Origin of the sequence: Marinoscillum furvescens DSM 4134 (genome assembly GCF_003386095.1) — a bacterium.
Classification (GTDB): Bacteria; Bacteroidota; Bacteroidia; order Cytophagales; family Cyclobacteriaceae; genus Marinoscillum; species Marinoscillum furvescens.
In genome coordinates, this window is the sequence record NZ_QREG01000014.1 from 83,278 (window position 1) to 98,013 (window position 14,736).

Consider the following 14,736-nt stretch of genomic DNA (forward strand, 5'->3'; position numbering starts at 1 on the left):
CGCTACTTTCTTTTCAAAAATTTATTTCGAAAAGCCAGTAAGATAAGCGCCACGCCAAGAGCCGTCATTCCATAAAGAATCATTTGTTGACTGGTAGTTGGCTCGGCAGCTATATGTTGATCCTGTGCAGACCCCACCAACAATACACCTATATTTAGCAGAACGAATAAGCTATATTTTTTCATATCTCAAAGGTAATGCAGCGCCCCTACATGGAGGTAATGGTAAACTCCACCCTCCTGTTTCTTTGCCTACCTTCATCCGTTTCATTCTCGGCCACAGGGTTGGCCTCTCCGTATCCTACAGCCTTTAACCTTTGTGCTGCCACTTTTCGACTCGCTAAATAACTCACTACTGCCGCCGCTCTATTTTGTGACAACAGTTGGTTAGAAGCTTCAGACCCCACATTGTCGGTGTGCCCGCTGATCTCTATTTGCATCTGTGGGTATTTTTCGAGCAATGCTACAAGCCGATTGAGATCGGCGTGAGAAGCTTCTCGCAAGGTTGCCTTTCCAAAATCAAAGAAAATATTGTTGATTAACACCGTTTGCCCCACCTCGATTGGGGCTAAATACAGGTTACGCTCTACCTCCTGGTAGGTATCAGCTTCTGCAATGCTTAAGTTTTCACTTACCGTCACATAATTGTCTTTTGAAGCCAAAAAAGCATATGATTTACCAGAACTCAATACGATCTGATAGGAACCATCAGCAGCCAAAGAAGTAGCCCTACCCAGCTCACGGTCAGTTTCCAGGTCTGCATAGCGAATTTCGGCAGCAAGAGCCTCATTGGTCTTGGCATTAAGCACTTTGCCATACACGAGCGTTACAGCCTTAGGTTTTGCAGCTTGTGGTAGCTTTATCTTAAACAGGTCCAGGTCTCCTTCGTAATAGGATTCGGAGACAACATAAGCATAATCACCACTTGCAGGCATGGTATAGTATGCATCCCAATTTGGGGTATTGATCTGAGGACCTAGATTGAGCGGTTCGGACCAATTGAGCCAGGTATCATCCAACCTTCGGGTCATGAAAATATCATTGCTTCCAAATCCTGGGTGCCCACTAGTAGAAAAATAGAGGGTTTGGTCATCTGCTGCCAAAAACGGACTTGCTTCACTGGCCGGAGTATTGATCACATCACCGATATTTACATGCTCAGACCAGGTGCTATCCTCCTGCAAAAACGACACATAGATATCTTTAGACCCACGAGTATCCTTACGCTCTACAGTACTGAGCAGCACCTTTCGTGATGAAGACAAACAACTCTCCGTATAGTCATTGTCGTTGTAATAGTTTTCTACTGATACTTTTTTTGGTACGCTCCAGGAGTTATGCTGACGTGTAGCATAGGAAAAACCCGCCCCCGCGCTGCTACCATCTGAATGATAGGTATTTCCTACCAGTAAGGCGTTATTATCTGGCGTCACACTGATCACAAAATTATGGCTATCATTGTTTATAGGAGCGCCGATATTCTGGGCCGGCTGCCACACTCCATCTATGCGCCTCGAATACCAAACATCAGCCATTTCTCCGGAACCTATGTTTTGCGGGTGGTCTTCACGCACAAAATAAAGTGTTTTACCATCTGCTGAAATCACGGGTGTTTTTTCCACATATGGTGAGTTAATCGCATCACCCATATTTTCTTTTACCAGCTGAACGGTATCAGCCCCAGGTACCAGCCGAATATCGCGATATTCCTGGCGTACCTGCAGATAATCTACCTTGATTTTCATTTCATTGAAGAGAATAAACCCGACTTTCGGGCCGCGAATATCCAAATCAGATGCATCTATTTTATGCACTACATGGGTATTGATGGCAAACAGGATTTCATCGCCCTTTCGAGTCACATTGAGACTGTTTACTTCATTCATCCCACTCACGAAATCACTCTTTTTCCATTCCATATCCGATACATATTTCCCCGCTTTGTACCCCGCCACACGATAGTATCCATTGGAGGAGACGACAAAGAAGTTAGCCTCCTGCCCACTACTGGTCGCAAAAAGCAATCCGTACCCGTTGTTATCTACACCACTCACCTGCCTGATCTCCACCTCCAAATCATAATCATGATCATACTCCGTATATATGTCTTTATAGAAAAGCCGGCCACCGCTCTCCGTCTTTTTTGATATGTAATAATGACCTCCACTCAAATAGGAAGCATACTCCTCACGAGCCTCAATACTCCATTGGTTTCGGTTGTCGCGAAAATCGTCACGAAAGGCTACACGCTGTGCTTCTAATGTGCTTGAAAGGAAAAGTATGAGGGCAAATAATTGGATTTTCATGGCAGTGTATGTTTTGATCTCTGTAAAATTAGATTTCGCAGACAAGCAAAAACATACCGTGAAGACGGTATAATGCCCTACCGCGATTTTTTTAGCTCAACTATGTAGTTAACTACATATATTTTCTCTACTTTTATGTAGTTAACTACATAACTTATGAAAGATTTCGCATTAGAACTTGGCTGCCTTGGATTCACCATGCGCCTAAAACGCCTGGCAGATGCGCTGATCCAGGACGGAAAGCGCATGTATAAAGAACTTGGGGTAGATATAGAGCCTAACTGGTATGTAATCTTTAGGCTCTTAAAGCGAGAGGGAGAAATGTCAGTCACAGAAATTTCTGAGCGAATAGGCATGGCTCATCCATCTGTAATAGCGCTCACCAACAAAATGATGAAAGCCGGATACCTCAGCAGCAACCAATGCACAGATGACAGCAGGCGCCGATTACTCAACCTTTCTGACAAAGCCCTGGAAGCCCTACCCCAACTAGAAGAAATATGGAATGCTGGCGAACGGGGTGTCATCAATGCCCTGGAAGGCACCAACACTATGGAGATACTTTCGCTGATAGAGCAACGCTTTAGCGAAAAAGGTTTCCGGGAACGTACCATTGAAGAACTTAACAAAAACTCATGAACGCACTTTCAAAAACAGACCTGGCTGTGCAAATACTCCCATTCGAAGAGCGATATGCTTCCGATTTTGCACGACTCAATTACGAATGGCTCAACCAATACTTTGAGGTGGAGCCACATGACCGGGAAATGCTCGATGCCCCTAAAGCATATATCATAGAGCGCGGTGGCCATATCTTTTTTGCCAGATACGGAGAAGAGATTGTGGGCACTGTCGCCCTTATTGTAGAAGATGAAGCCTCTTTTGAACTCGCCAAAATGGGCGTAGACACTAGATATCGTGGACTTTCAATAGGAAAAAAACTCATTGAGCATACCATTGCGTTTGCTCGAACTACTGATAAGAGTAAACTGGTGCTGGAGTCCAACACTAAACTGGCGCCAGCACTCAACTTATACATAAAGTCAGGGTTTAAGGTGATCACTCCGAATGAAAACTCGCCCTATACGCGATGCAATATTCGAATGGAGCTCAGCCTATGAGTGCAGAATGGATTGGGTATCTGGCTCTAGGCTTTAGCCTGATGGCCATGGCACACAACAACATCATCAAGCTGAGGGTGCTACATGCGCTCTCAGCAATTTCTTATGTAGGCTATGGCATCTACCTTGAGGCATTACCTCTTATCATCGGCGGAGTGCTATTTCTGATGATTCATAGCTATCATTTGCTTCGGTTTAGCAAAAACAAAACATGAATACATCTGATCGAATACTGGTCATACTGGCATTTTTTGTCATCTATTTTGTGTGGGGCACTACGTACCTGGCCATCGTGATAGGCCTGCATGGCTTCCCTCCTTTCTTCATGGCAGCCATGCGGTTTCTTATTGCTGGCGTGTTGCTAGTAGGGTTTAGCTTATACAAAGGTGAGAAGCTACCAGACAGGAGTTCTATCGTAAAAAATGCTATTATCGGTCTTGTAGTACTTACTGGTGGGCAAGGCCTCCTCATTTGGTCTGAGCAGTATATTGCATCAGGCTATGCTTCTGTGCTCATAGCTACATTACCCATTTGGTTTGTAGTTATGGATCGCCGGCATTGGACATTGTATTTTTCCAACCCATTCATTCTAGCGGGTATTATCATTGGTTTCGCGGGTATAACCATGCTATTTCGAGATCAACTGGTGAATGGTCAGGAGGATGATGATGTAATGCTTCAGCTACTGGCATCGGTAGCTGTGCTGGCTGGAGGTATCTGCTGGGTGGGTGGCACACTTTATCACCGCTCTCACCCTGCTCCTGGATCTATGCAGCACAACCTGGGATGGCAACTACTGATGGGGGCGGCTATCTGCATGACCATCAGCGGGATCTGCGGGGAGTACCCGGATATTACACTAAGCACAGATATGATGTCGTGGGCTGCAGTGATATACCTTGCACTGGCAGGCTCTATTGCCGCATTTATAGCCTACACATGGTTACTGGAGCGGATACCCTCAGCCATAGTAGGTACTTATGCTTATATCAACCCGGTAGTAGCTGTGTTTTTGGGCTGGCTACTAGCCGATGAAAAGATCACCGCTTTCCAACTTTCTGGAATGTCTGTAGTGCTTGTGAGTGCTATACTGATCAATGTCAACCGAAATAAAGTAAGCCGCTAATAACTGTTTTCATCCATCTGTACTTTTCCCCTAAAGGTTTTGTACACAAACCCGGTATAAAACGCCACCAAAGGAGCACCAATAGCCGCCATCAACAACATGATACCCAGAGTCTTTTCACTGGCACTACCATTATGCACGGTAATCGTATATGCAGCGTCAAAAGTAGACATTATGATGGCAGGGTAAAGCTCTATAGCCACCATGATCAGCAGCATAGAAACCGTAATGGATGAAAAAACGAACGACAGGCCATATTTTTTCTTGGTAATTAATCTTGGGATATTTGCTATGCTCAAAAAAGCAGCCAGAGGCACAGCAAACAACGCCGGGCTTTCTTTGAAGCGATCTGACAGATGGGGAAAATAAATCAATGTGTAAACACTGGTGATGACGAAACTAACGATAAAAAAAATAATGGCCTTTTGGACAAGTGCCGACAGGTGCAAAAACAGCCTGCCTTCTGTTTTCATAATGAGGTATATAGCTCCGTGCATCATAAATAGCCCCAATGTACATACTCCTACCATAAAGGCATAAGGGTTCAAAAACTCCAACCAGTTACCAACATATTCGAAGTTTTCGCCAATAGGCATCCCCTGCAACACATTACCCAGCACAATGCCTAGCAGCAATGCCAGTAACACACTCGACAAGCTATAAGCTACATCCCAACTCTGCCTCCACCAGCGCATAGGCTCCTTGCTACGAAACTCTATAGAGATGGCTCTAAAAATAAGTGAGGTCAAAAACAGCATAAACGGCACATACATGGCCGAAAACACAGTGGCATAAACTACTGGAAACCCGGCAAACAAGGCCCCTCCAGCTATGACTAGCCACACCTCATTTCCGTCCCAAACAGGACCAATAGCATTCAGCGCAATACGGCGGTCCTTTTCGGTATTCAAAAACAAATGCCATGCTCCTGCTCCCAGATCAAATCCATCCAGAATGGCGTAACCTGTAAACAAACCACCGATAACCAAAAACCACAATGTGGCATAATCTACACCTAAAAATGTCTCCATATTACTCAATTAAGAAGCATATACCTCTGCAATTTGACGCTGCCTTGGTCGCTTATCGATCATTTCCCCATCATCAGGGCCATGTTTGATTTTTTTATTGAGCAAATACACAAACAATACAAATAGCAGGGAATAAATGATTGTAAACAAAATCAACGAGAACCAAACCTGATTGGCCGTAACCGCCTTTGACAGGGCATCTGAAGTTCGGAGCAACCCATAAACTACCCATGGCTGTCGGCCCATCTCTGCTGCAAACCACCCGACCTGATTGGCTATTTGTGGCAAGATCACTGCAAACACAAAAACCTTGAGCAGCCACCTTTGCTCGAAAAGCGTACCTCGTATCCAAAAGATAGCTGCCAGCAGTGTTAGGCCTATCAGCGTCATGCCTATGATCACCATCAGGTGATAAAACTGAAATACGGCATTTACCTGACCGGGTCGGTCATTTCGATCAAAAGCATTGAGCCCCGTCACTGTGGAGTTGAAATCTCCATGAATCAGAAAACTCAAACCTCCTGGTACTTTCAAACCGTAAACTTCCTGAGTCTCATCATCTACCCAGCCAAACAAATACATATCAGCTACTCCCAGACAATCATAGTGCCCTTCCATAGCTGCGAGCTTAGCTGGTTGATTTTTTGAAACGCCATCAGCAGACCTATGCCCTGTAAAAAGCTGAGCCAAAGAAGCTACGGTAGCTACAATTAGCGCTATTTTAAAAGCCTTTTTTGATAATCTGAGATGCCGCCCTTTTAGTAGGTAATAGGCATGAACACTCATAATCAGGAACGAACCAGCCAAAAATGCCCCAATCCATACATGACTCAAGCGATCTACACTGGAAGGATTAAAGACCATGGCCCAAAAGTCAGTGATTTCGGCACGAGCCTGCATACCCTCACCTACCACATGATAACCGGCAGGTGTTTGCTGCCATGAATTGGCTACCACAATCCACACTGCAGAAAACATACTCCCCAACCAAACCCCCAGTGTAGCAATAAAATGCACTCGAGGACTTACGCGGTTCCAACCAAATAATAAAACGCCTAGAAAACCACTCTCCAGTGCAAACGCAAAAATCCCTTCAGCAGCCAAAGCACTTCCAAATATATCTCCTACATACCTGGAGTAGGTGGCCCAGTTGGTACCAAACTCAAACTCCATCACGATACCTGTAGCCACACCAATACCAAAAGTGAGCGCGAATATTCGTGTCCAAAAGCGCGCAAGACGTTCATATGCAGGATCTTTTGTACGCAAATACAAGCCCTCCATGATGACCATGTTGAGACCGAGACCTATACTGAGTGGAGGATAGATGTAATGAAAAGCAACAGTGAAAGCAAACTGAATGCGGGATAAGACTTCTACGTCCATAGATTACGTGTATTTCTTTAAATAAACCTACCGGAAGCCCCTCAGGTTCACTATTCCGGTGCTTTCTTTTCCGCATTCAAAGGTGGGTCAGGATCCCCCAATTCCCTAAATAAAATTGATGTTTTTTAGCATTGACAACATCTTTCCTTGCCTTGTCGAGGCGTGCCTGCTGGGTGTATGACTCCTCTGAACCATGAGATACTACTTGCATGTTGAAATCTTCTTCTTTGCAGTTGGGAAGGCAAACCCGATCTTGGTTGAAATACTACAACCTGTAGCTAAACGCAGTGAATGCTACCACAAGTCTCTGAAAAATAAAAAACCCGTCTCATTCACCAACTGAGACGGGCTTCACTAGTAACCATCCTAACCTGCTAAGGTTAATCTTAAATAAGGTTATGCTTATCTGAAGTGCTTACGGTTTTTGTATGCAGGGCCAGTAAGCTTTTCTTTTGTAACAGTTTTCACCACTACTTCATCACCTGCTTTACGCTCTAGAGGTCTTAGGTTTTTAGCCTCTGGGCCAGTTACTGACTCTCCAGTCTTTACGTATACAGTGGTTTTAGGAAGTGGATTTTTCCAGGGCTTACGGTTTTTGTACTCAGGACCTTTCAGGTCATTACCTGTGCTTGCCATTACTCCTAAAGCGAAAATTGTCAATAAGAATGCTGAAATATATCGTTTCATGTTTACTTGGGTTTAATTATTATCCTTTCACTACCCAAATAAACGAGGATTACGACCTGAAGAAGTTCCTAAAAAAATGGTAAAATGACATCCGTATAAATACGTAATTCAGCTTACCTCATGTTAGCCACATCTCTTATATCAACTTTAGTTTTACGGCTTTTTTGATAAGCTCAGCTGTGTTTTGCACCTCGAGCTTCTTCATCATATTCACTCGGTGTGTCTCCACGGTACGTGAGCTCACAAACAGTTCTTCGGCGATTTCTTTGGTTGTTTTTCCGTTTGAAACCAACTGTAGCACCTGTTGTTCGCGTTCTGAAAGTCGCTGTGTGCTGTTTCCTTCCAGAGCAATATTACCCACCATGAGCTGAGATATCTCGGCATTAAAGTACTTCTTGCCACGATTTACTGTACGAATGGCTTCAGAAAGCTCCTGCTTATCGGCATTTTTAAGCAAATAGCCATAAGCTCCACTTCTTACTGCTTTGACCACATACTGTCCATCGGCATGCATGGTAAGCACCACAAATTTCACCTCAGGAAAATCCTTCTTAAACTTTCTGATCAGATCAAGACCATCCTCACCGGGCATCGTGATGTCTATCAGCACCACGTCAGGCACCTCTTGCTGAAAATGCGCTTCCATAGCACTACCAGAGTCTGCTTCTCCTATCACTGCAATCATGTCGTCTTCAGCGAATAAAGAGCTAATACCTTCGCGAAACAGCTGATGGTCATCTACGACCAAAACTTTGATTTTGTTCATTTCAATGGAATTTCTACTTCGATTGTTGATCCCTGAGGTCCTGAGCTGATCTCAAAAATACCATTTTCTACATTTACACGCTCACGCATGTTGCGAATTCCATTACCAAAAGTCATAGATGGATCAAATCCCTGCCCATCATCCTTTATAAATAAGCTCACTCTGTCTGGAAATTCAGTGAATGAAATGCTCATTTTTGAAGCTTTTGCGTGCCTCAGCACATTGTTGAGCGCTTCCTGTACTACCCGAAATATGGCAATTGAAATATTTTCTGAAATTTCGACATCTTCAGATTTATCATAGAGATAACGTATATCAAGACGCTTTTTATCCACCTGTGCCACGAGGTTTCTAATGGCCTCACCTGCACCAAAGTCTGTAAGTACGCTCGGCATCAGGTTATTACTCATCTTGCGCATCTCGGTGATGATTTCATCTATCAGCTTCGTGAGGTTTTGTTTGCGTGTAGCCTGCAGCTCACTGTTTTCTAAGCGGATACGTGCCAGGGTTAGCAGCGGCCCCAGCCCGTCGTGCATTTCACGCGAAAGCCTGCTTCGCTCCTTTTCGGCACCTTGTATGAGAGATCGTTGGTTTTCTAGTTTCAACCGTTTTTCGTTTTCCTGATACTGCTGAAGCCGCTCTTTCATCCTGAGTAGTGCCGTACCCAACTTATCTTCTTCACTGAGCAAATCATAGTTGGCCTGAAAATCTCCCGAACCTATCCGATCTGCAAAAGTAACCGTCTGCTCCAATGCCATGGAAAGCTTATCCAATGCCCTAAAAATTTGCCCGATTTCGTCTTCTCCAAACTCCTCATTTTGATTTCGCTGAAACACCCCCTTTGCCATCTCTTTGAGCCTGGCCTCCAAATCTACCAATGGCTTCACCAGCTGCCGTGACAGCTCATAGGCACCTATCAGGATAAAAACCAATACCACACTAAGTACGGCCAGTAGATTAGTGCGCAATCTCTTGAGTGGAAACAGTGCTTCCTGTTCATCGATTTCTGACAAGATAATCCATTGGAGTCCGTGCATGCCAATAGGCTCATAGGCACTAAATACACGCACCCCACGGTAATCTTCAATAAGGCCGGAGCCACTAAGTCCTTTCAAAGCATCTCTTACTCCCCGGCTATCAACCATTATATCTGTAGGGATCTTTCTGGGAAAAAACCGTGAACTCGACCTCATCCGCAGGTCTGGTCCTACAAGGTAGGATTCACCGGTCTCACCCAATCCGGTGCGCTCCATCAAAATGGCCTGAATCTCCGGCTGCACGATTGCGAGCAGATACTCGCCCGCCTGAATGCGAAGCATGCCCAGCGTAATACGTCCCAATGGATCCTGATCTGATAAGTCTAAGAGTGTAACCCGCTGGATTTTATTTTCTGGAAGGCGAATTTCATATTCACCTATGGTGGTATCACTATGAACTAGTCCATAATGGAGCAAGCTCACCACGTCTGGGTCTACTGGCAGCTGCATTCCAGCCTCAAAAGTGTCCACCAGATCGTCCAGGGTCTGACGGATCTGAGTGATTTTCAGCTGCTTAACGGAAGACAACTGCAACAACACGCGTTCACGTAACGCTTGTTTGAATTGCAGGTAATAAATAAGGGATAGGATAGTTGACAAAATCAGCGCTAGCCCTATCATGATGAGGGCTAGCTTATTTCTGATTTTTAAGTCAATGTAGTTCATGACAATTATGCCATGTATTTCTCAGCTGCTGCTCCTTTGAAAGACTCGCGAGGTTTCAAGTTGAGTGTTTGGAACATCTCTTTGTCAGCATCTACTTCGGGATTTGGTGTGGTGAGTAGCTCATCTCCTGCGAAGATGGAGTTGGCTCCTGCCAAAAAGCAAAGTGCCTGCTCTTCTACTGACATTCGCACACGTCCGGCAGAAAGTCTTACCATGGCCTTAGGCATGATGATGCGCGCTGTAGCGATCATTCTTACCATGTCCCAGACAGATACTTTTGGCTGCTCCTCCAGCGGAGTACCTGGCACAGGTACCAGCGCATTTACCGGAACAGACTCTGGATGCTCACGCATGGTAGCCAAAGTATGTAGCATGTCTATGCGGTCATCGTTGGTTTCACCAAGTCCGATGATCCCTCCAGAGCATACAGAAATATCCGCACTTCTTACATTTTCAATAGTATCTAGTCGATCATCGTAGGTTCTGGTGGTGATGATCTCGTCGTAATGTTCTTCGGAGGTATCCAGATTGTGGTTGTAAGCATACAATCCTGCATCCTTAAGTTTCTTAGCCTGATCTTCGGTAAGCATCCCCAGGGTGCAGCATACTTCCATGCCCATGGCATTTACTCCTTTGACCATGTCTACCACCTTGTCAAAGTCTTTATTGTCTCGCACCTCTCTCCAGGCGGCACCCATACAAAAACGAGTACTCCCGCTTTCCTGAGCTTTTTTGGCTTTATCTAGTACCAGATCCACATCCAGCAGTTTGTGTACTTTCACATCTGTATGGTATCTGGCTGCCTGCGGGCAGTATGCACAGTCTTCCGGGCATCCACCAGTTTTGATAGAAAGCAACGTACAAACCTGTACCTCAGAGGGTTCGTTGTGCTCACGATGCACTGTAGCACCCTCATAGATAAGTTCCAGGATAGGTCTGTTATAAATCTCTTTGATTTCTTCCTTCGTCCAATCGTTTCTTATGGTCATATCCTCAGTTTAAAAGCATATTTAATCCGGAGGCTAAACTAATGATTTCTTGGCTGATTTAAGGCAAATGACTGGGTTTATGCAAAGAGACTGCCCTTAGATTGAATTATTTTCACTCGACTTTCTAAGTCTTAAAATCACCACTAGAATCACAACACAGCCAATAGCAACAAAAAACTCACAAATGGCCGCATCAGCAGACAACACCGATATACCCTGCTCAGACGTAGGAGTTCTATCTACACCGTAATGGCTTAGAAATGCAAAAAGGTTGGCAAGTAAAATCATTGGAGTAATCACTTTTCTGTACAACGATTACTCCAATGAAAACCCTCATTATTGAATTTGAATTTCTCCTGGTAATCGGGCCTGAACTCCCTTCATTCGCTGCAAACTTTTCACCTGATCCAAATACGGGGTGAATACCTGATCTGGCCCGCCAAACACCCGAGCTTCAGCTTCACTCAACTCTGAAAGGATCTGCTCTACCAGTGGCTTTTGCTTGGGGTAATACCGGATACTATAATCATCGTCTAGTCCGGCTTTATCTGCAGCCAGAGCTACGGCATCATCAAAAGATCCTACCATATCTACCAGTCCTCTACTCAGCGCCTGTTCGCCACTCCACACTCTGCCTCCGGCATGTTTCATGAGTTCTTTGAGTGGCATATCACGCCCTTCTGCAGCTTTGGTAGTGAAAGTGCGATATCCTTCCTCTACCTGGTTTTGGATAATAGAGCGCTCATAAGGCGAAAGGGATCGCGTGACAGTCATAAGGTCGGAAAACTCACCAGTGGTCACGGTCTCATTGGTGATACCCAGCTTATTCTCCAAAAAGTCTCCGAGGTTGAACAATATGCCAAAAATCCCAATAGAACCTGTGATGGTATTGGGCTGTGCCACGATGGTATCGCAAGCCATAGAAATGTAGTATCCTCCTGATGCTGCCACGTCGGACATGGAAGCAATGATTGGCTTCACTCCTTTGGTGAGCATAACTTCTCGCCAGATCATATCTGAAGCTGTAAGGCTACCTCCTGGAGAGTTTACTCGCAGTACGATGGCTTTTACTGAGCTGCTTTCTCGTGCCTTTCTGATCTCCTTTGCAAATTGCTCTCCGCCTACTGCATCGTCTGCCTCACCCATTATTATATCTCCATTGGCTACGATCACCGCTATTTTATTGCTGGAATATGCCCTGCTACGTGCTACTTTCATGTATTTCCGAATAGACGTAAGCGTAATTTTGTCATCCAGCTCCACACCCATACGGGTTTTAATCAGATCCATCATTTCATCTTCGTAGGCCACCTGATCTATCAATCCAGTGCTTACGGCATCTTCTGGTGAGCGAACTTCCATCTGGTCGGAAACAGCCTTTAGATTCTCCACTGATATTTGACGAGCTTCTGATACATTGGACAGATAGGAATCATGAACAGAAGTAATGAGCTCCAATAACTGTCGTTTATTTTCTTCGCTCATGTCTTTTCGTATGAAGGGCTCTACAAAACTCTTGTATTCGCCTACGCGAAAGATTTCTGGCTCTATATCCAGCTTATCAAAAAGCCCTTTAAAAAAGGTTACACCCGCTTTGAGCCCATTAAACTCCAATGATCCCTGGGGGTTGAGATAGATAGAATCTGCTACTGAAGTAAGGTAGTAGTCCCCTTCGCTCAAGTATTCTCCATAAGCGTAGAGAAACTTACCCGATGACTTGAAATCCAGCAACGCATCACGAATCTCCTGAAGTGAAGAATATCCAGCGGCCAAAAACTGAGGCTCTAAGTAGATACCTTCAATTTTGTCATCGTCTTTTGCGGCTTTGATCGCGTCGATGAGATCTAGTAGGCTTATAGGAGCAGGTCCGTTACCCAGCACTTCTTGTAGAGGGTCGTCCACTGCCTTCTCCACCACCACACCTGACAGCTTGAGGTGAAGTACAGAATTGGACTTGATTTCTGGCTGAGCTTCTGCCGATGCAGCTATTCCGCTCACCATCATCACGAGTAAGAAAAAGAAAATAAATAGCCCCAAAATGGTGGCAAGGAGATTACGTAAAAACGCCATGGTGATTTTTTATCTTAAAATTTGATGCTTTACAAAACTAATTATCCAGCAATTTAAAGACGCCTTGAGCTCAAATTTGTTTATTTGCTTTTGATGAAAGGAATCTTTTTGCTTTTAGGCACCAATATGGGCGATCGGTTGGCAAATCTGAAAACCGCCCGGATGATACTAGAGTCTCACGAAATGACTATTGTGGACTACTCGTCGGTATATGAGTCGGCTCCCTGGGGAGACCCCGATCAGGATTGGTTTCTCAATATGGTGCTGCGTGTAGACACTATTCACGAACCCGAAAAGCTTTTGGGCGTATGCCTGGCTGCGGAAGACCAGATGGGACGCAAGCGCATCAAACGCTGGGGCCAGCGTATTATCGATATCGATATCCTCTACTATGACAATCATGTGATGGAAACCAAAGAGCTAACACTGCCTCACCCGGGAATTCCTATGCGCAAGTTTGCGCTGATGCCCATGGTGGAAATTGCTGATAAAGAATCTCACCCATTGCTCAACCTTTCTCAGGCCGAATTGCTCAATATTTGTCCAGACACTTTGGAATGTCGTGCTACTGAACTGGATATCATGTCATGACTTGGACTGACGGAATTATTTTACTGGGTGTGGGGCTGTTTACCGGAGTGATCAATACCCTGGCCGGAGGAGGTTCCCTGATTACACTGCCTCTTTTTATTTTTATGGGTCTGCCCTCTACTGAAGCCAATGCCAGCAATCGCATAGGAGTATTCTTATCAAGTTTAGTGGCTGTCGGAGGCTTCAAGAGCAAAGGAGTTTCCGTTTTTCCCTTTGCACTGTATGTAAGCATCACAGCTCTGGCAGGATGTGTAATAGGTGCTTATTTTGCGGTAGATATCCGAGGAGAGCTCTTCAATAAAATTTTGGCCGTAGTAATGGTGATCGTCATGACGCTCACGGTGCTGAAACCTTACTTCATGAAAAAGGGAATGGAAGAGGTTTTCAGTCCTAAGCGAAAAGCACTGAGTATATTCCTTTTCTTTTTTGTGGGACTATACGGAGGGTTCATTCAGGCGGGTGTAGGCTTTTTGATCATTGCTACTCTCACGAGCATCCATGGTTTGAATATGGCCAAAACCAATAGCATCAAGTCTTTTGTAATAGTGATTTACACACTGGTAGCATTAGGGATCTTTTGGTGGGAAGACCAAATCCGCTGGGACTATGGCCTTACACTGGCTGCAGGCAACTCGGCAGGTGGATGGATCGCTAGCCGGTGGTCTGTAGGCAAAGATGACAAGTGGATACGGCTTATATTGATCATCACCGTTTTTGGTATGGCTGTGAAGCTGTGGTTTTTTTGACCAGTTCCCTTTTACCTTCGCTATAAGAGATTGCAATATAAATACTAACTTCACTCCTCGAAAAAACGCATACTACATTCGTTAGAACTCCAAATAAAGCCCAATTTCAACTATGATTTCAAAGCTGTGGTCAATTCTTAAACCTCACCTATTTGCCCTATTAGGATTTGTAGCTATCGTCATCATTGCATTCCTTCCAATGTTCAGCAAAGGAC

At 44.7% G+C, this 14,736-nt stretch carries 15 protein-coding genes; 6 read left to right on the forward strand and 9 right to left on the reverse strand.

The window, feature by feature from the left end; all coding sequences use genetic code 11:
* Positions 1-2 precede the first annotated feature (2 nt).
* A complete protein-coding gene (locus C7460_RS14765) occupies positions 3-185 on the reverse strand; it encodes a hypothetical protein (RefSeq protein WP_115868887.1) in 183 nt (60 codons plus the stop codon).
* Positions 186-208: 23 nt separating this feature from the next.
* Positions 209-2,305 (reverse strand): OmpA family protein, encoded by a 2,097-nt coding sequence (locus tag C7460_RS14770; protein ID WP_115868888.1) that lies wholly within the window; start codon positions 2,303-2,305, stop codon positions 209-211.
* A gap of 156 nt (positions 2,306-2,461) precedes the next feature.
* On the opposite strand from C7460_RS14770, the gene C7460_RS14775 reads away from it, so the two are divergent.
* From C7460_RS14775 to C7460_RS14790, 4 genes are read left to right on the forward strand one after another with little or no spacing between them, the layout of a single operon-like run.
* A complete protein-coding gene (locus C7460_RS14775) occupies positions 2,462-2,944 on the forward strand; it encodes a MarR family winged helix-turn-helix transcriptional regulator (RefSeq protein WP_115868889.1) in 483 nt (160 codons plus the stop codon).
* Positions 2,941-3,426 (forward strand): GNAT family N-acetyltransferase, encoded by a 486-nt coding sequence (locus C7460_RS14780; RefSeq protein ID WP_115868890.1) that lies wholly within the window; start codon positions 2,941-2,943, stop codon positions 3,424-3,426. The genes C7460_RS14775 and C7460_RS14780 overlap by 4 nt, the downstream gene beginning before the upstream one ends.
* Positions 3,423-3,641: a YgjV family protein gene (locus C7460_RS14785; protein ID WP_170148028.1), complete on the forward strand. Its 219-nt coding sequence runs from the start codon at positions 3,423-3,425 to the stop codon at positions 3,639-3,641. The genes C7460_RS14780 and C7460_RS14785 overlap by 4 nt, the downstream gene beginning before the upstream one ends.
* Positions 3,638-4,552, forward strand: coding sequence for an EamA family transporter (locus C7460_RS14790; RefSeq protein ID WP_115868892.1), 915 nt, complete (start codon positions 3,638-3,640; stop codon positions 4,550-4,552). The genes C7460_RS14785 and C7460_RS14790 overlap by 4 nt, the downstream gene beginning before the upstream one ends.
* Here C7460_RS14790 and cydB read toward each other — a convergent pair.
* From cydB to sppA, 7 genes are all read right to left on the reverse strand, one after another.
* Positions 4,549-5,583: a cytochrome d ubiquinol oxidase subunit II gene (cydB, locus tag C7460_RS14795; RefSeq protein ID WP_115868893.1), complete on the reverse strand. Its 1,035-nt coding sequence runs from the start codon at positions 5,581-5,583 to the stop codon at positions 4,549-4,551. The genes C7460_RS14790 and cydB overlap by 4 nt on opposite strands.
* A 9-nt stretch (positions 5,584-5,592) precedes the next feature.
* Entirely contained in the window at positions 5,593-6,969 is a 1,377-nt protein-coding gene (locus C7460_RS14800; RefSeq protein ID WP_115868894.1) for a cytochrome ubiquinol oxidase subunit I, read from the reverse strand.
* A gap of 402 nt (positions 6,970-7,371) precedes the next feature.
* Positions 7,372-7,656, reverse strand: a complete 285-nt coding sequence (locus tag C7460_RS14805) for a hypothetical protein (RefSeq protein WP_147302967.1) — start codon at positions 7,654-7,656, stop codon at positions 7,372-7,374.
* Between the two features lie 136 nt (positions 7,657-7,792).
* On the reverse strand, positions 7,793-8,422 hold the full coding sequence (locus C7460_RS14810) for a response regulator (RefSeq protein WP_115868896.1): 630 nt from the start codon (positions 8,420-8,422) through the stop codon (positions 7,793-7,795).
* On the reverse strand, positions 8,419-10,125 hold the full coding sequence (locus tag C7460_RS14815; protein ID WP_115868897.1) for an ATP-binding protein: 1,707 nt from the start codon (positions 10,123-10,125) through the stop codon (positions 8,419-8,421). The genes C7460_RS14810 and C7460_RS14815 overlap by 4 nt, the downstream gene beginning before the upstream one ends.
* Positions 10,126-10,130: 5 nt before the next feature.
* Entirely contained in the window at positions 10,131-11,114 is a 984-nt protein-coding gene (bioB, locus tag C7460_RS14820) for a biotin synthase BioB (protein ID WP_115868898.1), read from the reverse strand.
* A gap of 336 nt (positions 11,115-11,450) precedes the next feature.
* Positions 11,451-13,184, reverse strand: a complete 1,734-nt coding sequence (sppA, locus tag C7460_RS14825; protein ID WP_115868899.1) for a signal peptide peptidase SppA — start codon at positions 13,182-13,184, stop codon at positions 11,451-11,453.
* A gap of 93 nt (positions 13,185-13,277) precedes the next feature.
* On the opposite strand from sppA, the gene folK reads away from it, so the two are divergent.
* Positions 13,278-13,775, forward strand: coding sequence for a 2-amino-4-hydroxy-6-hydroxymethyldihydropteridine diphosphokinase (gene folK, locus C7460_RS14830; protein ID WP_115868900.1), 498 nt, complete (start codon positions 13,278-13,280; stop codon positions 13,773-13,775).
* Complete coding sequence (locus C7460_RS14835) at positions 13,772-14,521, forward strand: sulfite exporter TauE/SafE family protein (protein ID WP_115868901.1); 750 nt, start codon at positions 13,772-13,774, stop codon at positions 14,519-14,521. The genes folK and C7460_RS14835 overlap by 4 nt, the downstream gene beginning before the upstream one ends.
* The last annotated feature ends 215 nt before the right edge of the window (positions 14,522-14,736 follow it).